General features: G+C 70.3%; 21 protein-coding genes. 11 read left to right on the top strand and 10 right to left on the bottom strand.

Translation table 11 applies throughout. From position 1 onward, the window contains the following. Positions 1-28 precede the first annotated feature (28 nt). Both AB0M01_RS28080 and AB0M01_RS28075 read right to left on the bottom strand, forming a co-directional pair. Positions 29-634, bottom strand: coding sequence for an MBL fold metallo-hydrolase (locus tag AB0M01_RS28080; RefSeq protein WP_363674638.1), 606 nt, complete (start codon positions 632-634; stop codon positions 29-31). Then, on the bottom strand, positions 634-1,728 hold the full coding sequence (locus AB0M01_RS28075; protein ID WP_363674636.1) for an S-(hydroxymethyl)mycothiol dehydrogenase: 1,095 nt from the start codon (positions 1,726-1,728) through the stop codon (positions 634-636). Before AB0M01_RS28075 ends, AB0M01_RS28080 begins: the two co-directional genes overlap by 1 nt. A 187-nt stretch (positions 1,729-1,915) precedes the next feature. On the opposite strand from AB0M01_RS28075, the gene AB0M01_RS28070 reads away from it, so the two are divergent. The 4 genes from AB0M01_RS28070 to AB0M01_RS28055 all read left to right on the top strand — a co-directional run bounded on the left by AB0M01_RS28070 (position 1,916) and on the right by AB0M01_RS28055 (position 5,542). Next, positions 1,916-2,791 (top strand): ABC transporter ATP-binding protein, encoded by an 876-nt coding sequence (locus AB0M01_RS28070; RefSeq protein ID WP_363674634.1) that lies wholly within the window; start codon positions 1,916-1,918, stop codon positions 2,789-2,791. Continuing rightward, positions 2,788-3,612: an ABC transporter permease gene (locus AB0M01_RS28065; RefSeq protein ID WP_363674632.1), complete on the top strand. Its 825-nt coding sequence runs from the start codon at positions 2,788-2,790 to the stop codon at positions 3,610-3,612. Before AB0M01_RS28070 ends, AB0M01_RS28065 begins: the two co-directional genes overlap by 4 nt. A gap of 71 nt (positions 3,613-3,683) precedes the next feature. Further along, positions 3,684-4,901, top strand: coding sequence for a sensor histidine kinase (locus tag AB0M01_RS28060; protein ID WP_363674630.1), 1,218 nt, complete (start codon positions 3,684-3,686; stop codon positions 4,899-4,901). After that, a complete protein-coding gene (locus AB0M01_RS28055) occupies positions 4,898-5,542 on the top strand; it encodes a response regulator transcription factor (RefSeq protein WP_363674628.1) in 645 nt (214 codons plus the stop codon). The genes AB0M01_RS28060 and AB0M01_RS28055 overlap by 4 nt, the downstream gene beginning before the upstream one ends. Positions 5,543-5,625: 83 nt before the next feature. On the opposite strand, the gene AB0M01_RS28050 is transcribed toward AB0M01_RS28055, so the two are convergent. Next, entirely contained in the window at positions 5,626-6,459 is an 834-nt protein-coding gene (locus AB0M01_RS28050; RefSeq protein ID WP_363674981.1) for an isoprenyl transferase, read from the bottom strand. A 222-nt stretch (positions 6,460-6,681) separates the two neighbouring features. Here AB0M01_RS28050 and AB0M01_RS28045 point away from each other — a divergent pair, with 222 nt between their 5' ends. The 4 genes from AB0M01_RS28045 to AB0M01_RS28030 all read left to right on the top strand — a co-directional run bounded on the left by AB0M01_RS28045 (position 6,682) and on the right by AB0M01_RS28030 (position 9,589). Beyond that, positions 6,682-7,284: a hypothetical protein gene (locus AB0M01_RS28045; RefSeq protein WP_363674626.1), complete on the top strand. Its 603-nt coding sequence runs from the start codon at positions 6,682-6,684 to the stop codon at positions 7,282-7,284. Beyond that, positions 7,278-8,279 carry a hypothetical protein gene (locus AB0M01_RS28040; protein WP_363674624.1) on the top strand — a complete coding sequence of 334 codons (1,002 nt, stop codon included), beginning with the start codon at positions 7,278-7,280 and terminating at the stop codon, positions 8,277-8,279. Before AB0M01_RS28045 ends, AB0M01_RS28040 begins: the two co-directional genes overlap by 7 nt. Positions 8,280-8,405: 126 nt before the next feature. Further along, positions 8,406-8,834, top strand: a complete 429-nt coding sequence (locus AB0M01_RS28035) for a hypothetical protein (protein ID WP_363674622.1) — start codon at positions 8,406-8,408, stop codon at positions 8,832-8,834. Further along, positions 8,831-9,589 (top strand): PIN domain-containing protein, encoded by a 759-nt coding sequence (locus tag AB0M01_RS28030; protein WP_363674620.1) that lies wholly within the window; start codon positions 8,831-8,833, stop codon positions 9,587-9,589. Before AB0M01_RS28035 ends, AB0M01_RS28030 begins: the two co-directional genes overlap by 4 nt. Positions 9,590-9,784: 195 nt before the next feature. Here AB0M01_RS28030 and recO read toward each other — a convergent pair whose 3' ends face one another. From recO to AB0M01_RS28010, 4 genes are read right to left on the bottom strand one after another with little or no spacing between them, the layout of a single operon-like run. Further along, complete coding sequence (gene recO / locus AB0M01_RS28025; RefSeq protein WP_363674618.1) at positions 9,785-10,555, bottom strand: DNA repair protein RecO; 771 nt, start codon at positions 10,553-10,555, stop codon at positions 9,785-9,787. Between the two features lie 46 nt (positions 10,556-10,601). After that, on the bottom strand, positions 10,602-11,726 hold the full coding sequence (locus AB0M01_RS28020; RefSeq protein WP_363674616.1) for an NAD(P)H-binding protein: 1,125 nt from the start codon (positions 11,724-11,726) through the stop codon (positions 10,602-10,604). After that, positions 11,723-12,709: an aldo/keto reductase gene (locus AB0M01_RS28015; RefSeq protein ID WP_363674614.1), complete on the bottom strand. Its 987-nt coding sequence runs from the start codon at positions 12,707-12,709 to the stop codon at positions 11,723-11,725. The genes AB0M01_RS28020 and AB0M01_RS28015 overlap by 4 nt, the downstream gene beginning before the upstream one ends. A gap of 31 nt (positions 12,710-12,740) precedes the next feature. After that, entirely contained in the window at positions 12,741-13,766 is a 1,026-nt protein-coding gene (locus tag AB0M01_RS28010) for an OsmC family protein (RefSeq protein ID WP_363674612.1), read from the bottom strand. A 201-nt stretch (positions 13,767-13,967) separates the two neighbouring features. Here AB0M01_RS28010 and AB0M01_RS28005 point away from each other — a divergent pair, with 201 nt between their 5' ends. From AB0M01_RS28005 to AB0M01_RS27995, 3 genes are read left to right on the top strand one after another with little or no spacing between them, the layout of a single operon-like run. Next, positions 13,968-17,084, top strand: coding sequence for an ABC transporter permease (locus tag AB0M01_RS28005; RefSeq protein ID WP_363674610.1), 3,117 nt, complete (start codon positions 13,968-13,970; stop codon positions 17,082-17,084). Further along, entirely contained in the window at positions 17,081-17,920 is an 840-nt protein-coding gene (locus tag AB0M01_RS28000; protein WP_363674608.1) for an ATP-binding cassette domain-containing protein, read from the top strand. The genes AB0M01_RS28005 and AB0M01_RS28000 overlap by 4 nt, the downstream gene beginning before the upstream one ends. Next, complete coding sequence (locus tag AB0M01_RS27995; RefSeq protein ID WP_363674606.1) at positions 17,917-18,567, top strand: ATP-binding cassette domain-containing protein; 651 nt, start codon at positions 17,917-17,919, stop codon at positions 18,565-18,567. Before AB0M01_RS28000 ends, AB0M01_RS27995 begins: the two co-directional genes overlap by 4 nt. An 85-nt stretch (positions 18,568-18,652) precedes the next feature. On the opposite strand, the gene AB0M01_RS27990 is transcribed toward AB0M01_RS27995, so the two are convergent. The 3 genes from AB0M01_RS27990 to leuA form a co-directional block, all read right to left on the bottom strand. After that, positions 18,653-18,928, bottom strand: a complete 276-nt coding sequence (locus AB0M01_RS27990) for an SAV_915 family protein (RefSeq protein ID WP_363674604.1) — start codon at positions 18,926-18,928, stop codon at positions 18,653-18,655. 75 nt (positions 18,929-19,003) lie between these two features. Then, positions 19,004-20,470: a GNAT family N-acetyltransferase gene (locus tag AB0M01_RS27985; protein ID WP_363674602.1), complete on the bottom strand. Its 1,467-nt coding sequence runs from the start codon at positions 20,468-20,470 to the stop codon at positions 19,004-19,006. 41 nt (positions 20,471-20,511) lie between these two features. Then, positions 20,512-22,185: a 2-isopropylmalate synthase gene (leuA, locus tag AB0M01_RS27980; protein ID WP_363674979.1), complete on the bottom strand. Its 1,674-nt coding sequence runs from the start codon at positions 22,183-22,185 to the stop codon at positions 20,512-20,514. Positions 22,186-22,440 lie beyond the last annotated feature (255 nt).

Genomic DNA, 22,440 nt, shown 5'->3' with positions numbered 1-22,440 from the left:
CCTCCGCACGGGAGGGCCGGCGACACAGTCAGGAGATGTTGCCGACCTCCGCCGCGATCGTCGTGGTGTCCCCGTGGCCGGTGTGCACGACCGTGCCCTCCGGCAGCGTCAACAACCGGTCGCGGATCGACTTCAGGATGGTCGGCTTGTCGCTGTACGACCGACCGGTCGCGCCCGGGCCGCCCTGGAAGAGGGTGTCGCCGGTGAAGACCGCGTCCAGGTCGGCGGCGTACAGGCAGGTGGAGCCGGGGCTGTGGCCCGGGGTGCTGACTGCCTTCAGCGTCGTGCCGGCGACGTCGAAGGTGGTGCCGTCGGAGAGGTCGTGGTCGGGCAGTTCGTCGTACAGGGCGGACCAGAGCATCTGGTCGGCGGAGCTGATCCAGACCGGGCACTTCAGCACGGCCTGGACGCCGCCGACGGCGTTGATGTGGTCGTTGTGCCCGTGCGTCGCGACCAGGCCGACCACCCGGCGGTCGCCGACGGCCTGGATGATCCGCTCAGCGTCGTGAGCGGCGTCGATCACCAGCACCTCGTGGTCGTCGCCGACCAGCCAGATGTTGTTGTCGACGTCCCAGGTGCCGCCGTCGAGGCTGAACGTGCCGGACGTGACGAGCCGCTCGATGCGGGGCGGCATCAGAAGACCACCACCGAGCGCAGGACGTCGCCGTGGTGCATCTTGGCGAACGCGGCCTCGACCTCGTCCAGCGCGATCGTCTCCGACACGAACCGGTCGAGCGGCAGCCGGCCCTGCAGGTGCAGGTCGATCAGCAGCGGGAAGTCGCGGGTCGGCAGGCAGTCGCCGTACCAGCTGGACTTGAGCGAGCCGCCGCGGCCGAAGAAGTCGAGCAGCGGCATGTCGAGCTGCATGTCCGGCGTCGGTACACCGACCAGGACGACGGTCCCGGCCAGGTCGCGGGCGTAGAACGCCTGCTTCCAGGTCTCCGGGCGGCCGACCGCGTCGATCACGACGTCCGCGCCGAACCCACCGGTCAGCTCCTGGACCGCCTCGACGACGCCGTCGTGGTCAAGCTCCTTGGAGTTGATCACGTGCGTCGCGCCGAGCTCCTGGGCGACGTCGAGCTTGCGCTGGTCGATGTCGAGCGCGATCACCCGGGCCGCACCCGCGAGCCGGGCGCCGACGACGGCCGCCGTACCGACGCCACCGCAGCCGATCACCGCGACGGTGTCGCCGCGGCCGACGTTGCCGGTGTTGACCGCGGCACCGAGCCCGGCCATCACGCCGCAACCGAGCAACCCGGCGACCTCGGGCTTCGCCGCCGGGTCGACCTTCGTGCACTGACCCGCCGCGACCAGGGTCTTCTCCGCGAACGCGCCGATCCCCAGCGCTGGCGACAGCTCGGTGCCGTCGGCCAGCGTCATCTTCTGCTTCGCGTTGTGGGTGTTGAAGCAGTACCACGGACGGCCGCGCAGACAGGCCCGGCAGCTGCCGCAGACGGCCCGCCAGTTCAGGACGACGAAGTCGCCCGGCGCGACGTCGGTGACACCCTCGCCGACGCTCTCCACGATCCCGGCCGCCTCGTGGCCGAGCAGGAACGGGAAGTCGTCGTTGATACCGCCCTCCCGGTAGTGCAGGTCGGTGTGGCAGACCCCGCAGGCCTGCACCTGGACCACCGCCTCCCCCGGCCCGGGATCGGGGATGGTGATCTGCTCGATCGTGACCGGGGACCCTTTGCTCAGGGCGACGACTCCACGCACTGTCTGACTCATGCGCCCGACGCTAACCAACCGGACCCCGTCGCGTCTGCCCCCGTCCGCGCGTCGGGCCGGGGATTTTCGGTCCGCCGGTACGCCGGAGTACGGGCCTGGTGGACGGCCACGTGTCCACCGGTCGGGGGACAGCGAGTACGCCGTCCGGCTCTCATCGCGCGGGCCCCCGAGCGGCCAGGCTTGAGCCATGACCGACAAAGACTTGGCAGTGCGGGTCCGCGGACTCGTCAAGCGGTACCCCGACAAGGTCGCCGTCGCCGGCGTCGACCTCGACATCCGGCACGGTGAGGTGTTCGCCCTGCTCGGCCCGAACGGCGCCGGCAAGACCACCACCACCGAGATCCTCGAGGGCTACCGGCGCGCCGACGAGGGCGACGTCCAGGTGCTGGGAACCGACCCCGCGCACGCCGACCGGCACTGGCGGGCCCGGGTCGGGATCGTCGCGCAGTCGTCGCGGGACGAGGCCGAGCTGTCGGTCGCCGAGCTGGTGCAGCACTTCGCCGGCTACTACCCGAACCCGCGCGACCCCGACGAGGTGATCGCGTCGGTCGGGCTGGAGGAGAAGCGCCGGACCCGGACCCGCAAGCTGTCCGGCGGGCAGCGCCGCCGCCTCGACGTCGCGCTCGGCGTGATCGGCAACCCGGAGCTGCTGTTCCTCGACGAGCCGACCACCGGCTTCGACCCCGAGGCGCGCCGCCAGTTCTGGACGCTGATCGAGAACCTGCGCACCGGCGGGACCACGATCCTGCTCACCACCCACTACCTGGACGAGGCCGAGCACCTGGCCGACCGGGTCGGCGTGATCGCCGACGGCCGGATGCTCGAGGTGGCGACGCCGGACACGCTCGGCGGCCGCGGCGCCCGGACCGCGCGGATCTCCTGGGTCGACGCCGACGGGCACCACGAGATCCGCAGCGACGAGCCGACCGCCGAGCTGGCCCGGCTGATGCTGCGCTTCGACGGGGAGATCCCGGAGCTGCAGATCCGCCGGCCGAGCCTCGAGGACATCTACCTGGACCTGATCGGCGCCGTACCGGCCGCCGTCGAAGGAGCGACCCGATGAGCACCACCGCACCGACCCGCCCGCTGCCGTCCGTCGTACAGGTCGGGCTGTCCCGGACCGGGCTGGAGGTGAAGCAGTTCTTCCGCGAGAAGGAGCAGCTGATCTTCACCTTCTTCTTCCCGATCATCTTCCTCGGCATCTTCTCGGCCGTGTTCAGCGGGACCGACTTCGCCGACGGTGTCGACGCCGCGACCTACTTCACGCCCGGGATGATCGCCTCCGGCATCTTCCTGACCAGTTTCCAGTCGCTGGCGATCACGATCGCGATGGAGCGCGACGAGGACCTGCTGAAGCGACTGCGCGGTACGCCGATGTCGCCGCAGTCGTACTTCATCGGCAAGATCGGGCTGGTCCTGACCACCTCGATCGCCCAGTTCGGGCTGCTGCTGGCGATCGCCGGGCTGCTGCTCGGCGTCGACATCCCGTCGACCCCGGAGAAGTGGCTGCACTTCCTGTGGATCTTCGTGCTCGGTACGGCGTCCGGTTCGGTGCTCGGGATCGCGTTCTCGGTGGTGCCGAAGTCCGGCAAGGCGGCCTCGGCCGTGGTCACCCCGGTCGTCCTGCTGCTGCAGTTCATCTCCGGCGTCTACTTCGTCTACAGCAGCCTGCCGGGCTGGATGCGGACCGTGTCGGAGTTCTTCCCGCTGAAGTGGCTCGCCCAGGGGATGCGCTCGGTGTTCCTGCCGGACGCGTTCGAGGCCAGCGAGCCGGGCGGTTCCTGGCAGCTCGGTACCGGCGCGATCGTGCTCTCGATCTGGCTGGTGGTCGGTCTGGTCCTCGCCCAGCGGGTGTTCCGCTGGACCCGCCGGGACGCGGGCTGATGCTGCTCCACGCTTCCGCCGGAACCGTGCGTCGGGTGGACGACTGCGGGTTCTGGCGGAAGATAGGGGGTATGCAGCCCGTCTCGAAGGCCGCGCAGCCGGTCTGGATCCGTACCCTGATCGGCTGGCACGTCGTGTTCTACGGCATGCTGGCCGTGGTGGTCGTCGGCGCGGTGACCTCTTCGGAGCTCACCGCCGAGCGGCGTACGACGTACCTGGCGCTGATCGCCGTGCTGGCGTTCGCGTACCGGTTCCTCGCGATGCCCGCGATGCTCTCGCGCAACTGGGTCTGGTCGAACGTGTACCGGCTGCTGATGATCGCGTGCATTGCGGTCGCGGTCGGGATCTTCCCGCAGTCGGTGTTCATCCTGTTCATCGTCTCGCCGCAGATCTGGTTGCTGAGTCGCCGTACTCTCGACGCCGTCCTGCTGACGCTGCTGCTGCTCGTTGCCGTCGGCACCGCACAGCTCTGGTCGGCCGGCTGGACCACGGACGCGTTCTGGTCGATTCTGCCGTGGATGGTGATCAGCCTCGCGGTCAGCTCGATGCTGGGCATCTGGATCGACCGGGTGATCGCGCAGAGCCAGCAGCGCGCCGACCTGATCGAGGAGCTCGAGTCGACCCGGGACGAGCTGGCCGCGGCGCACCACTCGGCCGGCGTGATGGCCGAGCGGGAGCGGATGGCGCGGGAGATCCACGACACGCTCGCGCAGGGGATGACGAGCATCGTGATGCTGGCGCAGACCGCGTCGGTCGAGCTGTCGCGGGGTGGAGTCGACGCTGTGGCAGGCCGGTTGAGCGCGATCGAGGACAACGCGCGGGAGAACCTGGCCGAAGCGCGGGCGCTGGTCGCCGCGTTCACGCCGGTCGCGTTGTCAGAGGCAACCTTGTCCGAGGCGTTGCGGCGGCAGGCCGAGCGGTTCCGGGCGGAGACGGGCATCGACGTACAGGTGGTGCTGGACATGCCGGACGACGAGGTCGCCGCGTTGCCGCAGGGCCAGCAGGTGGTGCTGCTGCGGTCGGCGCAGGAGGCGCTGGCGAACGTCCGCAAGCACGCGGCCGCGACGTCCGTGCTGATCACGCTGTCGATGACCGACGACGGGGTGGAGATCTCGGTGTCGGACGACGGCAGCGGGTTCGAGCCGTCGGACGCCGGCGGCGGGTACGGTCTGGCCGCGATGCGCGGGCGGGTCGAGGAGTCCGGCGGCAGCGTGCAGGTCGACAGCGCACCCGGCCGCGGGACGCGGGTCCAGGTGCTCATTCCTTCGAACAGTCAGGAGAACTCGTGACGGTCCGGGTCCTGGTGGTCGACGACCACCCCATCGTGCGCTCCGGGCTGACCGGGATGCTCGCCGTCACCGACGACATCGAGGTCGTCGGCGAGGCCGGCGACGGCGAGGAGGCGCTCGCGCTGGTCGAGGCGACGCGGCCGGACGTCGTACTGATGGATCTGCGGATGCCCAGGCGGGACGGGGTGTCGGCGACCGGGGCGATCGTGTCGGGGTATCCGGCGACGAAGGTGCTGGTGCTGACGACGTACGACACGGACACGGACATCCTGCATGCTGTCGAGGCTGGGGCTGCGGGGTATCTGTTGAAGGACACGCCGCATGGGGAGCTGCTGGACGGGATTCGGGCCGCTTCTCGGGGTGAGACCGTGCTGGCGCCGCCGGTCGCTGCGCGGTTGATGTCGCGGTTGCGTACGCCGGCGCCGGTCGCTGCGGTGCAGCCGTCGCCGCGGGAGCTGCAGGTGCTGGCGGCTGTGGCTCGGGGGTTGAGCAATGCGGAGATCGGGCGTGAGTTGTTCATCGGGGAGGCGACGGTGAAGACGCATCTGCAGCGGTTGTTCACGAAGCTGGAGGTGGACGATCGGACGCGGGCGGTGACGGTGGCGATCGAGCGGGGGTTGTTGCCTTCGCCTCGGGGGTGAGCGCCGGGTTGCTTCGGCTCGGGGTCGAGACGCCTGGTTGCTTCGCCTCGGTTTGAGGCGCCCGGTTGGGGCCTCGCCTCGGCTCAGGGCGCCTGGTTGGTGACCTCGTTCGGGATCGCGCCGCCGTAGCGGCGGTCGCGCTGCGCGTACAGCTCGATCGCGCGCCACAGGTCGCGCCGGTCGAAGTCCGGCCAGAGCGTGTCGAGGAACACCATCTCGGCGTACGCCAGCTGCCAGACCAGGAAGTTCGACGTCCGCTGCTCGCCGGAGGACCGGATGAACAGGTCGACCTCCGGGACCTCCGGGTGGTACAGGTGCCGCGCGAGCGTCTTCTCGGTGATCCGCTCCGGGTTGAGCTTGCCCGCGGCAACCTCCCGCGCGATCGAGCGCGCCGCGTCCGCGATCTCGGCCTGCCCGCCGTAGTTCACGCAGAACTGCAGCGTGATCGTGTCGTTGTGCTTGGTCTGCTCCTGCGCGGACTCCAGCTCGTCGATCACGCTCTTCCACAACCGCGGCCGCCGCCCCGACCAGACGACCCGCACCCCCATCGCGTCCAGCTCGTCACGGCGCCGGTGGATCACCTCCCGGTTGAACCCCATCAGGAACCGCACTTCCTCCGGCGACCGGGCCCAGTTCTCCGTCGAGAACGCGTACGCCGAGATGTACTTCACCCCGATCTCGATCCCACCCTTGATCACGTCCAGCAGCGAAGCCTCCCCCGCCTTGTGCCCCTCGGTCCGCGCCAGCCCCCGCTGCTTGGCCCACCGCCCGTTCCCGTCCATCACGATCGCCACATGCCGAGGCACCAACTCCCCCGGCAGCCCAGGCGGCGTCGCCCCCGAAGGATGCTTGTCCGGCGCCACCACCTCTCCCCGGCGACCACGCTCCACAACCCGACGACGACCCAGTGGCGACATGCGGACGATTTTCCCCCACGGGTGAATCTCGGCCGCGAGCACCCTCCGGTACGACGCCGCCGTCACCCCGCGCCGGACGGGCTTGTACTCCACCCCGCGCCTTCCCGCCACCCCTCCCTCCTGCAACAACCTGCAACCTGTGGATAACCCACCCATCGACCACGCTCCGTATGAAACCCTTGCACCACCCGCTACACCACCCCATCCTCAGGAGCCCTCCGCATGCCCCGGCGCCCCTTCCTCACCGCAGCCGCCTTGCTCGCCGCCCTCCCCCTGGCGTCCTGCAACAACAGCTCCCCGGAAGCAGGCCGCCCGGACACTGCTCCGCCGAGCGCCTCACCGACCCCGAGCGCGACCGCATCCACGCCGCAGTGGACCCCGGAGCAAACCAAGGCCATCACCGAGGCGAAGGCCCGGTACGCCGCCGCGCGAGCAGCCGTCGACAAGGCGTTGCTCGACCCTCGCCAGTCGAGCCGTGCCCCGCTCGAACAGGCCGGCAACGGCGGTACGTGGCTCATCGCGGTGATCGACCAGGTCCGGTTCCAGCGTCAGCAAGGCTGGCATCGGGTCGGGAACCTGCAGATCGCCAAGACCACTGTCGCCGCGGTGAACCTCGACCTCGAACAGCCCGAGGTGAAGCTCACGAACTGCATCGACAGCTCCAAGACGAAGACGCTCGTCCAGTCCACCGGAGCCCCGGTGCCCCTCGTCAGCGGGGACGGCAACCGCAAGACCTTCAACTCCCGCCTCGTCTACGCCCCCAACGCGAAGGGCGGTGCGAAGTCGTGGTTCCTCGTCGAAGACCAAGTAGCCGGCCCGTGTTGAGCCGACACCCACGGACGCTGGTCTCGCTGCTCTCAGCTGCGCTGGGCATCGGGCTCGCGGCGCTGGCCCTGCCCGCAGCCGCGACCGACCCGCCTCCCGGTTTCAGAAAGGTCTGTGACCAGACCTCCGGCGAGTGCTGGTTCATCGCCGAGTCCGAGATTCGAAAGGATCCAACCGAGGGCCAGGACGGGAAACCTGCGGCGACCGGCCAGCAGAAGCGGTGCAACTTCAACGGTGCGCCGCAAAAGTGCACCGACGACGAGCTCGGCAGTTGGTCGAACACCCATCAGTGCTACCTGCACCGGATGAATCCCCCGCCTCCGTACGACAGCCCGATCTGGACCGGCAAGGACCTCACCAAGGGCGGCGTGTGGGCGTGTGTCCGCGAGCAGGGGTACGACGAAGGACGGCACCTGGTCACTCGGTTCATCTGGATCGAAGGCGAGCCCGATATCGAGGTGGTGGATCCGATGACGTTGGTCTACCGGGCCATCGCGGAGATGAAGCTCGGGAAGCCTCGGCTCGGGACTGCGCCTGGTGCGGGGCAAATCGGGCTGGTGAACATGCCGGTATGGCTGTGGGTAGCCAAATCCGAGAACACCTGGGGCCCGATCACACGGACCGCCAGCGTTCCGGGGCTGTCTGTCACCGTGAAGGCTGAAGTCGACGCGGTGAACTGGGCCATGGGCGACGGCAAGACCCTTCGCTGCGAGACCGCAGGGACGCCGTACACGAAGTCGGCGGGCTTGAAGGACTCGCCCGACTGCGGGCACCGGTACGTGAAGACCTCGCGCTCGCAACCGCACTGCACGTACCCGGTGACGGCGACGACCCACTGGACCATCGCCTGGGAGAGCACGCTCGGCGACACCGGGCAGATCCCGATGACCCAGTCGGCCGAGACCCAACTGCAGATCGGCGAGGCAGTGCCGGTGCTGGTTGATCCAGACGGCGGCGAGCAGGCGCCGACTGCGCCGAAGGTTGCAGCCTGTTGAGCGCGATCACGCCGCCGCAACGCGTGCAGCCGCGCGGTCAGCTCCTGCGGTGAGGGCGTTGGACGAGGCGTTTCGGGGCCTGCGTACGTCGCCGTACTCAGGCGTCGAGCTGACTAAGCTTCGATCATGCCGGGATCTATGAGCGACGCGCGGATCTACCTGCTGGACGCGGACCAGCGCCGGATCTCCCCTGCCGGTCCGTTCCTGGTCGGGCCGGACGGCGTACGGGAGGACCTTCCGCCGCTGGTGCATGCCGCGGTTCAGCACGTGATCGAGGCGATGCGTGCTGGGATGGCGGTGAAGATCGCGCCGCTGCGGCCCGAGCTGCCGATCGATGAGGCGGCGGACGCGATCGGGCTGGCGCGCGACGACCTCCGCGCGTACGTCGCGGAGGGTGCGATCCCGTTTCGTTCCACCGCGGGGATCGACTGGGTCGACCTCGCCACGCTGATTGCCTGGGACAACGAACGGCGTACCGCGCGGGCCGAGGGAGTCCGCGACCTGCTTGACGAGGACCCGTGGGACGCGACTGACGAGGGTCCGCGGCACACATGACCCGTTCGGCGCCGCTGAACCTGGGGCGGCCCGAGCGGGCGTTTCTCGACGCGAACGTCATCCGTGGCCAGCTCACCAACGACCTTCTGCTGTCGATGGCTGCTCGCGACGTCTTCGATCCGCGCTGGACGCAGCAGGTCCTGGACGAGATGCGCCGCAACCGGCCGCCCGGCGTGCCGGAGTCGAAGATCGACGGCCGGATCGACGCGATGAACGGGTACTTTCCGCGCGCCATGACCGACGTACCCGCCGGGCTCGAACCCGAGATGCACGCCGACGCGAAGGACCAGCACGTGCTCGCGGGCGCCGTACACAGCCGCTCGGACGTCCTGGTCACCGAGAACGTCAAGGACTTCGCGCCGCCGAGCACCGGCCCGCACGCGATGCGGGTCGAGCGGCTCTCCGAGTTCCTCAGCCGGAAGCTCGAGGAGAACCCGGATCGGGTCCTGGCGGCGATCGAGGACCTGGTCGGCCGCAACCGGCGCGACCCGCGAACGATCTTGGCGCTGATCGGCAAGCTGGTCGAGCAACCGCAGATTCGTGGGTTCGCTCAGCGGTTGGATGCCCGCGTCCGGGCAGGTCAGCAAAGGGCCGCCGCGTCGCGGCCCGCGGATCAGCTTCACAGGTCGAAGCAGCAGGCGCTGGATGGGATGCCCGATGCGCTTGGCGCAGTTGCTTCAGAGCACGATCACGCGGTGCTTCGGCGGTCGGCCGAGGCCGCTAAGCCGGGGCAAGAGCAGGGTCGCGGTCGCTGACGGCCGCGCTAGTTGGCGGTCCCGCTGCCTGGGAGTGGGGTCGCCGACGGCCGGGTCAGTTGGCGGTTTCTGTGCCTGAGGCGGGACCGCTGACGGCCGGGTCAGTTGGCGGTCTCTGTGCCTGGGAGCGGGGGCGCTGACGTCCGCGTCAGTTGGCGGTCTCTGTGCCTGGGAGCGGGGGCGCTGACGTCCGCGTCAGTTGGCGGTTTCTGTGCCTGGGAGTGGGGTCGCTGGCGTCGTGCTCAGGTCCAGGTGGCGGAGGGAGCGGAGGCGGTCGAGGTGCCAGGCTACGAAGGCGGCTACGAGGGTGTCGGCTTCTCGGCGGGTTTTGGGGTCGGTGCGTTCGGCGGTGGGCCAGTCGCCGGTGAGGAGGGCGGCCAGGAGGGTGATGGTGGCGGGGGCGGGCATGGCGGAGGCGGGTGGGCGGCAGGAGGTGCAGACCATGCCGCCGGCGGAGGGGTTGAAGGCTCGGTGAGGGCCTGGTTCGCCGCACTTGGCGCAGTCCTCGAAGGAGGGGGCGTAACCGGAGATGGCCAGGGAGCGTAGGAGGAAGGAATCGAGGATCAGGCGGGGTTCTCGTTCGCCTTTGGAGAGGACCCGGAGGGCTCCGGCTAGTAGGAGGTGTTGTTGGGTGGCTGGTTCTTTTTCTTCTACGACCAGGCGGTCGACTGTTTCCAGGAGGACGGCGCCGGTGGTGTAGCGGGCGTAGTCGGAGACGATGCCTTCGCCGTAGGCGGCGATGGAGACGGCTTGGGTGACGACGTCGAGGGTGCGGCCGGTCGCCAGTTGGAGGTCCACGTGGCTGAACGGCTCCAGGCGGGCGCCGAAGCGGGACGACGTACGGCGGACGCCCTTCGCGACGGCGCGGATCTTGCCGTGGGAGCGGGTCAGCAGGGTGGCGATGCGGTCGGCTTCGCCCAGTTTCTGGGTTCGGAGCACGATGGCTTCGTCACGGTAGAGCGGCACGGGGACAGTGTCTCAAACGGGGCCGACAGTGCGCGGCGGCCAGGCTTCAGAGGAGGGTGTTGACGTACTCCGCGAGGCCGGTCGGCTTGTGGCCGGTGAGCTGCTCCACGGCTGAGGTGACGGTGCTGAGCTCGCCGCTGGCGATGGCGGCGTACGACGTGACCCAGCCGGCGACCTCCCAGGCGGGGGCGCCGAAGCGTTCGCGGGAGCGGTAGGCCTCGTCGAGGGTCTCCGGTTCGTAGCGGATGCGGCGGCCGCGGGTCTCGGAGAGGAGGGCTGCGACCTCGGTCAGGGAGAAGGCGGTCGGGCCGGTGAGGTCGTACGTCGTACCGGCGTGGGCCGCGGGGTCGAGGAGGACCCGGGTGGCTGACGCGGCGACGTCGTTGCGGAGTACGGCGGCCACGCGGCCGTCGCCGGCGGGGCCGCGGATCGTGTCGTCCTCGCCGACGAAGCCGGGGACGAAGTCGAGGTACAGGTTGTCGCGCAGGAAGGTGAAGTCGACGCCGGTGGCGCGGAGGTGCTGCTCGGTGTGCCAGTGGTCGCGGGCGAAGGTGAAGGTCGCGTTCGGGGCGGCGCCGACGAAGCTGGTGTAGACGATGTGCCGGACGCCGGCGGCGACGGCGGAGTCGATCGTTGCCTTGTGCAAGGAGACCCGGTCGGCGGACTCGGTGGCGCTGAGCAGCAGGAGGGTGTCGACGCCGTCGAGGGCGTCGAGGAGGGCGTTGTGGTCGCCGTAGCTGGCTTGGGCTACCTCTGTGTTGTCGAGCTGGGGGGCTCGTGCTGGGTCTCTGACGAGGAGGCGTTGGTGGGCGCCGGCGTTCGCTAGCTGGCGGGCGATTCTGGAGCCGAGCTTGCCGGTGGAGCCGGTGACGGCGATGAGTGGTTGCTCGCCGCTGAGGGCGCCGGGGACGTTGCCTGAGGTGCTCGCCGCCGCGGCGCGGGGAGGAACGGATGGGGTGGTCGGGTCCGGGGTCGTCGCGCCCGGAGGGGCTGGGGCCGACGTGGACGCGCCCGGCGTGGACGGGTCCGGGGTGACCTCGCCCGAGGTGGTCGCGCCCAGCGTGATCGCGCCAGGCGCGCCCGCAGCGGGAGCGCCCTCGACGGAGGTGCCCGCCGCGGAGGCACTCGCGGGATTGCTCGGGTCGGGAGCCGACGGGTTGCCTTGGGTCACTTGCTGACCAGCTTCAAGGCGGCTTCGTTGTAGCGGGTGCCGGCGGCTGAGTCCGGCGGGAAGGCGTCGTTCAGGGTGGTGAGTTCTTCGGGGGTGAGGGCCAGGTCGGCGGCGGCGAGGTTCTCGGTGAGGTACTTGCGGCGCTTGGTGCCGGGGATGGGGGCTATGTCGTTGCCTTGGGCAAGGAGCCAGGCGAGGGCGAGTTGGCCTGGGGTGACGTCTCGGGCTTCGGCCAGCGTTCGTACCTGGGCGACGAGGTCCAGGTTCTTCTGGAAGTTGTCGCCGGTGAAGCGCGGGAGGCCGGCGCGCATGTCGTCGGGGGCGAAGTCGGCGGGGGACTTGATCTGGCCGGTGAGGAAGCCGCGGCCCAGGGGGCTGAAGGGGACGAAGCCGATGCCGAGCTCGCGCAGCGTCGGGAGGACGACCGTTTCGGGGTCGCGGGTCCACAGGGACCACTCGCTCTGGACCGCGGTGATCGGGTGGACGGCGTGGGCCGCGCGGACGGTGTCGCCGTTGACCTCGGACAGGCCCAGGTAGCGGACCTTGCCTGCCTGGACGGCCTCGGCCATCGCGCCGACCGTTTCCTCGATGGGGACCTGGGGGTCGCGGCGGTGCAGGTACCAGAGGTCGACGTGGTCGACGCCGAGGCGGCGCAGGGAGGCGTCCAGCGCCTCCCGGGCGTACGCCGGGGTGCCGTTGACGACGTTCGGGACCTGCTCGCCTGCGGCGCTGCGGGCGAAACCGAACTTGGTCGCGAGGGTGACCTGGTCGCGGCGGCCCACCAGCGCGCGGCCGAGCAGCTCCTCGTTGGCGCCGTCGCCGTACACGTCGGCGGTGTCGAGGAAGGTGCAGCCGGCGTCGATCGCGGCGTGCACGGTCGCGATCGACTCGGTGTCGTCGGTGCTGCCGTAGGACTGCGACATGCCCATGCAGCCGAGGCCGAGGGCGGACACGGTGAGTTCTCCGAGCTGGGATTCACGCATGGGTCCGAACTTACTCCCTCCGGCCGCGATCTCAGTCGGCGATGGCGGTCCGGATCTGGATCTCCGAGTGCAGCGTGCGGTGCACCGGGCACTTCCCGGCGATCGCGAGCAGCTTCTCGCGGTGCTCGGGCGTGAGGTCGCCGTCGAGCTTGATCCGCAGGTCGATCCGGTCGAGCATCCCGGACGCCGTCTCGCAGTTCTCGCAGTCCTTGGCGTGGATGCGGGCGTGCCGGAGCTCGACCGAGACGTCGCGGAGCGGGATCTGCTTGCGTTCGGCGTACATCCGGATCGTCATCGACGTGCAGGAGCCGAGCGACGCGAGCAGCAGGTCGTACGGCGTGGGCCCGGTGTCGCGGCCGAGCGGAACCGGCTCGTCGGCGGTCAGGCGGTGCCGGCCGGCGGTGATGGTCTGGGCGTACGGGAGGCCGTTCTCGCGGACCAGGACGTGATGCCCCATCGTCAGTCCGGACGGGACCGGCGGCGCGGGGGTGCTCAGGTAGCGGCCGGCCCAGGCGCCGATCATGGTCGCGGCGTACGTCGCGTCGGCGGCGACCGACAGCGCGTGGTCGGCGCCGTCGAGGGCGATGAACGACTTCGGGTGCCGGGCCGCGACGAACAGGTGGCCGGCGTTCTGGATGCCGACCTGCTGGTCGTTCGGCGCGTGCATCACCAGCAGCGCGGTCCGCGGCGGCGGGATCTCCCCGGCCGGCGCGTTGATCGTCACCACCGCGCGGATCTCCGGCACCAGGTGCGAGGCCGACAGCACCGCGACGCCACCGAGCGAGTGACCGATCAGGATCTCCGGCGGCTCGAAGTTCGCGCGCAGGTGGTACGCCGCCAGGACCACGTCGGCGACCGCGCCGGCGGCGCCGATCTCGAAGGCCAGCACGGCGATCCCCGACCGGGTCAGGACGTCCACGATCACGTCCACGGAGCCGGGCGCGCGGTGCGCCAGTACGGCGTACGCGCGAACCTCGCCGGTGGGCAGTGCCATCAGTGCGTCGAGTGATCCACCCTGCGGCCTGTCCAGCTCCAGCGTGACCTTCGGATCCGTCATGGGACAAGCATCCCTGAAACGGCGAACCGCCCGGCGCATCGACCCACGGTGACGGACAGTATTCGGGCGGTAGCAACGATTGCGCCCAGACGCAAAGGTGCACAACGAAACCGCATCGGTGCCTGTTCACGTCCTGACGTGACACCGGCGGTTCCGTAAGTTCTCGGCAGGGTTTCACGCACTGCTGGGGGGTACGGAAAGATGTTTCTGGGCCGGGCGTTGCGTTACCGGTGGTCCCAGGCGGTCGTCCTGGCCGGGGTCAGTCTGCTGATCGGGACCTGCGCGTCGTTCGCGCCGTGGTTCTCCCGCTCGGTCGAGCAGACCGTCACGACCGAGATGCTGACCAACCGCCCGCTGCAGGCGGCCTGGCAGCTCGAGGCGCTGCCCCCGCCGACCAGCAGGATCACCAGCAAGCCGACCGCGCCGGACAAGCTGGCCAACCTGGTCCCGGCCGACGTTCGGCCACTCTTCAGCGCGCCGGTGTACGGCACCCACGTCGACGTCAACTGGATCACCGGCCCCGAGATCACCGCGCCGAAACCGCAGGCGCGGATCACCTGGCGGGCCGACTTCTGCGAGCATCTGACGATCACCGCGGGCCGCTGCGCGACCGCGCCGAACGAGGTCGTCGCGTCGGTCGCCGACGTCAACAACCACGACGTCAAGCTCGGGCAGCGCCTCGACATCATCCCGACCCAGTACGTCGGCAGCGGCAAACTCACCGTCGTCGGGCTCTACCGGGCGGTGGACCCGAAGGACATCTACTGGTTCGGCAGCCCGCCGACCGGGCGCTCGTACCCGCCGATCGGCGAGGACGACGGTCAGCTCGACAAGCTGATGACGCCGCAGGTCACCTTCGACCAGTCGGCCTGGGGCCAGCGCAACACCGTCGACACCCGGCCGCTGCCCGGGCTGACCCGGTTGAAGGACCTGGACCGGCTGAAGGCCGTCACCATCGAGGTCGGGGCGACCGCCGGCGAGCTGGAGTACAACGCCTCCAACACCTCGGCTCTGGTCAGCCTGATCGACTCGATCAGCGCCGAGCGCAAGCAGGCCGCGACGATCATCCCGCTGGTGATGGTCCAGGTCGCCCTGTTCGGTGTGGTCGTGCTGGCACTCGCACTGGCGGCTGTGGTCGACCAGCGCCGGCCAGAGCTCGCCGTAGCCAGGCTGCGCGGCTCCAGCGCTCGCCGGGCCGGCCGGGCGCTGGCGCTGGAGCTGGGCGCACCAGTGGCGATCGGCATGTTGCTGGGGATCCTGTCCGGGTTCGGCCTGTTGCTGGTGGTCAGAGCAACCTGGTTGAACAACGGCTCCCCACTCGAGTTCCACTGGACAGTGCCGGCCGCGCTCGGCCTAGCCCTGGTGATCGGCGTCGCTGTCGTGCTGTGGACCGTACGGTCGGTAGCGCGGCAGCCGATCTCCACGCTGCTCCGACGCGTCGTGCCGCGGCGCCGGGCCAAGGTAGTGGCGATTGCTGACGTAGCCATCGTCGTACTGGCGACTGCTGGACTCGTCGGTGCGCTGACCGGTGGCGGGCGCGGTCCGCTGCCAGTACTGACCCCGACGCTGCTCGCGCTGGCTGTCGGCCTGACGTTCGCCCACCTCCTACTCCCAGCAGCTGCGTTCATCAGCAGGCAAGCCCTACGCGCTGGACGGCTCGGACTCGCTCTAGGCGCGCTGCAGGTCTCCCGCCGACCAGCGGTGACCCGGATCGTGGCAGTAGTAGCTGTCGCCACGGCGCTGGTGTCGTTCGCCGGCCAGGCCGCGTCCGTTGCCGCGCACAACCGGGAGACCCGCGCCGGGTACGAGGCCGGCGCGGCGGGTGTCATCAACGTGAGCCCGGGCAGCCTCGGCGAGTTCACCAAGGTCCTGGACGGGCTCGACCGCGATCGGCAGTGGCTCTCCCCCGTCCTGATCGGCCGGACCACCGCCCCCGGATCGCTGCGCACGATGATGATCGAGCCGGGCAGCTTCGGACGGATCGCGTACGAAGGTCAGCAGCTCACCGACGCCGAGGGGCTGCAGCGCCTCACCACACCGGCCAAGCCCGCGCCGATCGAGCTGAAGGGCGACGAGCTGCGGATCACCGCGAGCACCAGCCCGATGAAGCCGGTCATCCCGGAGACCGTCGACGGCACGCCCCCGCCCGAGCAGGACCCCGCCAAGGCCGTGATCATCGAGGCCACCGTGGTCAGCCTGCGCGACGGCGGCCGGTACGTCGCGAGCTTCCCGAAGCTGCCGCTGAACCCCGGACGCGCGGTCGACCTGACCACGAGCATCCCCTGCGAAGCGGGCTGCCAGCTGCTGCGGCTGGGCATCAGCCGCGACCTCGACGACCAGTCCGGGATCGAGGGCGACGTGATCATCAGCAAGTTCGGCACCAGCACGCAGCCGAGCGTCGCGCTCGGATCAGGGCCGGACTGGGTGGAGATCCCGCAGCTCAGCGAGAACACCGGCGAGATCAGTGCCGAGGACGGACCGGCCGGCGGCCTCGAGCTGCACGTCACCAGCATCGCGCTCGAGACCGTGCTCCAGCACGGCTCCGCGCCGCCGCTGGTCCCGACGCTGGTCAGCAAGGACTACGCGCTGACCGACAGTACGACGGCGCCCGGCCTGGACGGGATCGCGTTCCGGGTCGCGCCGATCGACCGGCTCACCGGACCGGTCAACCGGTACCCCGAACGGTCCGCGGTGGTCGACCTGGAGACGATGCGCCGGCTCGGCGGCACCGTCGCGCTGACCGTGATGTCGTTCGAGGTCTGGCTGAACGACGCGGGCGTGACGCGCGCCGACCAAGTGGTCGAGGCGCTGAAGAAGGCCGGGTTCGAGGCGCAGCTCGTCGACCAGAGCGCCGAGCGTGAGGCGGCGTACGGGCGGTCGGCGAGTGCGCTGGCGCTGCAGCTGACACCGGTGATCGGCGTGGCCGGGTGGTCGCTGGCGATCATCGTGCTGCTGCTGATGGTGGTCACCTCGTGGCGGTCGCGGGCGCAGGACTACGCGAGCCTCAAGATCACCGGCGTCCCGGCGTCGACGACCGGGCGGGCCGCCCGGTGGGAGCAGACCGGGCCGGTCGCGCTCGCCGTCCTGCTCGGGTCGATCTGCGGAGTGGTCGGGGCGAAGGTCGCACTGCCGCTGATCCCCCTGTTCGCCGAGACCGGTGAGCCGTCGCCGATCCCGCTCGACCTGGGCACGAACTGGGCGGTCGCCGGGGTGCTGTGGCTGATCGGGACCGTCGTACTGACCCTGACCACGGTGCTGCTCGGCTCGGGCGTGAACCGCCGGGCCGGCTACAGCCGGATCAAGGAGGAGCTGTCATGAGCGGGCTCGCGATCGCCACCAGCGGACTGGTGCACATCTACCGCAGCCAGGGCCACGACGTCGCCGCGCTGTCCGGGATCGGCATCTCGGTCCGGCCGGGCGAGCTGGTCGGGCTGCTCGGTCCTTCGGGTGCGGGCAAGTCGACGCTGCTGCAGCTGTGCGGCGGGCTGCTGACGCCGAGCGCGGGACGGCTGCACATCGGCGACCACAACATCGCGACGATGACCGAGGCCGAGCTGGACCGGATGCGCGCGGCCGATGTCGGGATCGTGCTGCAGGGCGCGGGGCGGAACCTGATCCCCTACCTGACGCCGATCGACAACATCCGGTACGCGCAGAAGGCCGCGCCGCGCGACCGGGAGCTGCCGACGCCGGAAGAGGTGCTGGAGCTGGTCGGCCTGGCGCAGCAGGCGAAGGCGCCACTGAGCAGCCTCACCCCGGGCCAGGTGCAGCTCACCGCCGTCGCGGTCGGCATCGCCACCTTCCCCGGGCTGCTGCTCGCCGACGAGCCGACCAGCCAGCTCGACCACCAGGCGCGCGACGAGGTGCTGGCGGCGATCCGGACGATCAACCAGACCACCGGGATGACGGTGCTGCTGATCACGCACGACCCGGACGTCGCCGCCGCGCTCCCTCGGACGATCACCATCCGGGACGGGCGGATCGCGTCCGAGGGCCGCTCCGGCGAGGAGTTCGCGGTCGTCGCGACCGACGGGTCGCTGCCGCTGCCGCCGCACGTCGCCGACCTGCTGCCGCCGGGGACGTTGCTCCGGGTCACGACGACCGAGGACGGCGAGGTCCGGCTCAGCCCGATCGACCAGGAGGGGTCCCGATGAGCATGGGCATCACAGCGACCGGGCTGACGGTCGCGTACGGCGAACTGGTGGCCGTCGCGGACGTGTCGTTCCGGGTGCCGCCGGGGTTCGTGCTCGCGGTCAGCGGGCCGTCCGGCGCCGGGAAGAGCTCGTTGCTGTGGGCCCTGGCCGGCGCGATCGCGCCGCGCTCGGGCACGGTCGATCTGGACGGCGTACCGGTGGTGGACCGGCCGGGGGCGTCCAAGCAGGGCGTCGTCCTGGTGCCGCAGGGCAACGGGCTGGCCCGGGTGCTGACCGCGCGGGAGAACCTGGCGCTGCCGTTGATTGCTGAGGGCAAGAAAGATGTCGACCGGGTGATCGACGAGGCACTGGCGGCGGTCGGGCTCGAGGAGAGCGGCGACCACCTGGTCGAGGAGCTGTCCGGTGGTGAGCAGCAACGGGTCGCGGTCGCCCGGGGGCTGGCGCAGCAGGGGCACGTCGTACTGGCCGACGAGTCGACCAGCGAGCTCGACAGCACCAACCGCGAGCGCGTGCTGGACCTGCTGCGACGCGAAGCCGAGCGCGGGGCCGCCGTGATCATCGCGACCCACGACCCGAGCGTGGGCGCCGGCGCCGACGGCCACGCGACCATGGACGAAGGTCGTCTGAGCTGGGAGCGGCGCCTATAGGTGGTTGAGGATCCAGAGCAGCACGGCGAGCGCGCCGGTGACCGCGACGATCCTCAGCATCGCCACGAACTCGGGGTCGAAACGCTCAGCGGCCACCCTGGTTCACCAGCTCCCGCGGCTGCGGCCCGATCCGGGTCGGGTCGAGCTGCACGGTGTCGACGCCGAGCTCAGCCAGTACGTCGTGCAGCTCCTGCTCCCCGACCCGCATCCAGTCCTGGTGCTCGCCGCACGTCGACCGGAGCAGCTGCAAGCTGGTGAACGCGATGCCGACCCGAACCCCGTCGGGCCGCCGCCCGATCCGCAGAGCCTCCACATCCCAGGCTCCAGCTGTCCGGGTCGGCACGAATAACGGCGTTGTCATGCCACCGACGTTAGGCAGCCGTGGCCGCCGGCAACAGCCTTCTCACGACCCTCCAGCACGCTTCACACACGGCTCTCACAGACCGATCAGATGCGGCTCCGAGGGCGGTCCGTTGCTGATGAGGTCGGCGAGGTAGACCGGGAGCGCCCGCGGCGAGAACACGTCCGGACCGTCGTACGCCGTGAGCTCCTGCAGCGTCCACCAGCGATGGCCGTGCACGTTCTCCGCCAGCAGCTCCGCCGCCGACATCGAGCCGCCCGGGGTGTGGGTGTCGACGCGGACGAGGAAGTAGTCGTTGATCACCCCCGCGTACCCGGCCGCATGCCCCTCGGCAACGACCTCCTGGTGCCAGATGTGCGGCGCGCCGGCCGGTGGGTTCAGGCCGATCTCCTCGGCCAGCTCGCGGGTGAGGGCCTGAGGCAACGACTCCCCCGGCTCGACACCGCCGCCGGGCGCCGCCCAGACGTCGGGGCGGTCACCGAAGGCGAAGCGGAGCAGCAGGATCCGGTCGTCGCGGTCGAGGACGACGGCGCGCGCGGCCGGGCGCAGGTTGGGCGTACGGCGTTCGAGCTCGTGGGACTCCTCGACGACCTCGAAGCCGAAGCGGGCGTTGACCTTCTGCATGGCGGCGTTCGACTGGGCGGTCCAGGTGTGCAGGAAGCGCTGGGTGGTGCGGTGCTCGGCGAGCTGGGTGAGGTTGGCGAGTTTGAGGTGGGTGCCGAGGTTGTGGCCGCGGTGGTCGCGGAGGACGAGGGTGTCGTCCTGCATGGCGTGGTCGGGGTCGCCGGGCATCAGGTAGAGGAGGGTGTAGCCGGCGGGAGTGCCGTCGTCGGTGTGGGCCATGGTGACCAGGGACAGGTAGTTCTTGGCCATCCGGGTCTCGTTCTCGGCGAGGCGTTCGGTGGTCCAGGGCGCCGGGGCGTGGGTCATGCCGCCGGTGGGGACGTCCTGGTCCATGGCGGTGTGGAGGTCGACGTACGCCTGGAGGTGCTCGGGCGGGCAGGGGCCGGCCCAGGAGGTCAGGCGGTAGCCGGTGGGGTCGCCGGCTTCGGTGCGCAGGCGCTCGAAGCGAGCGTCGTCGTACGGGAGCGGTACGACGAGGTGGTCCTCGACGTGTTCGACGGTGAAGCCGAGGCCGGCGGCGAACGCGCTGCCGGGCCAGGGGGGCGACGGGACGCCGAGCTCGGCCTGGAAGATCGTGCGGCCGAGCTCGGAGGCGCGGTTCGTTGCCCAGCGCCACAAGATGGTGCCCGCGCCGCGGCGGCGTTCGGCCGGTGGGACGTCGATCTCGACCGACACCGCGTCGAGGTTGTCCTGCAGGCGGTACTCGAACAGCAGCGCGCCGATCAGCCGGTCGCCGTCGAAGGCTCCGACCGGGATCCGGCGCTTGGCCGAGCCGGGGTTGCGCAGCGAGGAGGCCAGGGCGGTCCAGTTCTGGACGAGGGCGGCGGGGCGGCCGTCGGTGGCGCCCGCATGGAAGGCGGCGTACCAGCTGCGGAAGGTCTCGTCGTCGTGCGGGTCGACCTCGCGGGCGATGATCATCCGCCGAGCCAAGCAGCTCGGCGGATGATCCGCACGTGGATTTACCGGGTGGCGCGGTTGATGGCCGAGACCACGGCCTTCAACGAGGCAGTGAGGATGTTGGCGTCGCGACCGACACCCCAGTAGACCTCGTCGCCGACCTCGCACTCGACGTACGCCGCGGCCAGGGCGTCACCGCCGGCCGAGAGAGCGTGCTCGTGGTAGTCCAGCACCCGGACGTCGTACTTCAGCGGCTTGATCGCGTCGACGAACGCCGACACCGGACCGTTACCCTCACCCGTCAGCTCGTGCGGGACACCGTTCGAGTAGACCTGCACCGCGACCGTCTCGTTGCCCTCGCCACCGGACGTCGACGTGACGGTCAGCAGCGACAGCTTCCCCGGCGTCAGGTACTCGGCGGAGAAGATGTCCCACATCACCTGCGGGCCGACCTCGCCGCCCTCGGCGTCGGTGTGCTGCTGGATCACGCGGCTGAACTCGATCTGCAGCCGGCGCGGCAGGTCCAGGCGGTGCTCGGACTTCATGATGTACGCGACGCCGCCCTTGCCGGACTGCGAGTTGACCCGGATCACGGCCTCGTACGAGCGGCCGACGTCCTTCGGGTCGATCGGCAGGTACGGCGCTTCCCAGGTGATCTCCGAGACCGGCCGGCCCTCGGCCGCGGCCTGCTTGTCGAGCGCCTCCAGGCCCTTCTTGATCGCGTCCTGGTGCGAGCCGGAGAAGGCCGTGTAGACCAGGTCACCGGCGTACGGCTGCCGCTCGGGCACCCGCATCTGCGTGCAGTACTCGACCGTACGGCGGATCTCGTCGATGTCGGAGAAGTCGATCTGCGGGTCGATGCCCTGGCTGAACAGGTTCATCCCCAGCGTCACCAGGTCGACGTTGCCGGTCCGCTCACCGTGGCCGAACAGGCAGCCCTCGACGCGGTCGGCGCCGGCCATCAGCGCCAGCTCGGTGGCGGCGACCGCCGTACCGCGGTCGTTGTGCGGGTGCAGGCTGATCGTGCTGTGCTCGCGCCGGGTGAGGTTCCGGCCGAACCACTCGATCTGGTCGGCGTACACGTTCGGCGTGGACATCTCGACGGTGGCCGGCAGGTTCAGGATGATCTCGCGGCCCGCGGCGGGCTGCCAGACGTCGCTGACCGCCTCGCAGACCTCCAGCGCGAACTCCAGCTCGGTGCCGGTGAAGATCTCCGGGCTGTACTGGTAGCCGAACTCGCAGTCGCCCAGCATCTCGTCGGCGTACTTCATCACGGTCTCGGTACCGCGGACGGCGATCGTGCGGCACTCGGCCTTGTCGACGTTGAACACGACCCGGCGGAACAGCGGCGCGGTCGCGTTGTACAGGTGGATGGTCGCCTTCGGCGAGCCCTGCAGCGACTGCACGGTCCGCTCGATCAGCTCCTCGCGGGCCTGGGTCAGCACCGAGATGGTGACGTCGTCGGGGATCGCGTCGCCCTCGATCAGCGAGCGGACGAAGTCGAAGTCGTACTGGCTGGCGCTGGGGAAACCGACCTCGATCTCCTTGTAGCCCATCTTGACCAGCAGGTCGAACATCCGCCGCTTGCGGGCCGGGGACATCGGCTCGACCAGCGCCTGGTTGCCGTCGCGCAGGTCGGTGGACAGCCAGCGCGGGGTCGCGTCGACGGACTTCGCGGGCCAGGTGCGGTCCGGCAGGTCGATCGGCGGGAAGGCGCGGTAGCGCGCCACCGGCATACCGGAGGGCTGCTGGACGGGCTGAGGCTGGTTCTTCGGTGCCACGGGTTCTCCTCGGGAAGGCTGTACTACGGGGTCGCAGACGACCGGCGCACGACAGAACTCCGCGGCGAGGGAACCGGCCTGGTCAGGCCTCGCCGCGGCAGCGAAGGAGGAGAATCTGGTGCCGCATGATGCCAGTGAGTTTATGCACACCCCCGCCCGGCCGTCGAACCGGGGGTCTCGACCGGCGAGACACGCAGCGTGAGCAGCCGG

The organism is Kribbella sp. NPDC051770 (assembly GCF_040681455.1).
Taxonomy (GTDB): Bacteria; Actinomycetota; Actinomycetes; order Propionibacteriales; family Kribbellaceae; genus Kribbella.
The sequence above is the reverse complement of the archived record's forward strand: the minus strand, read 5'-3'. Positions and strand labels throughout refer to the sequence as shown.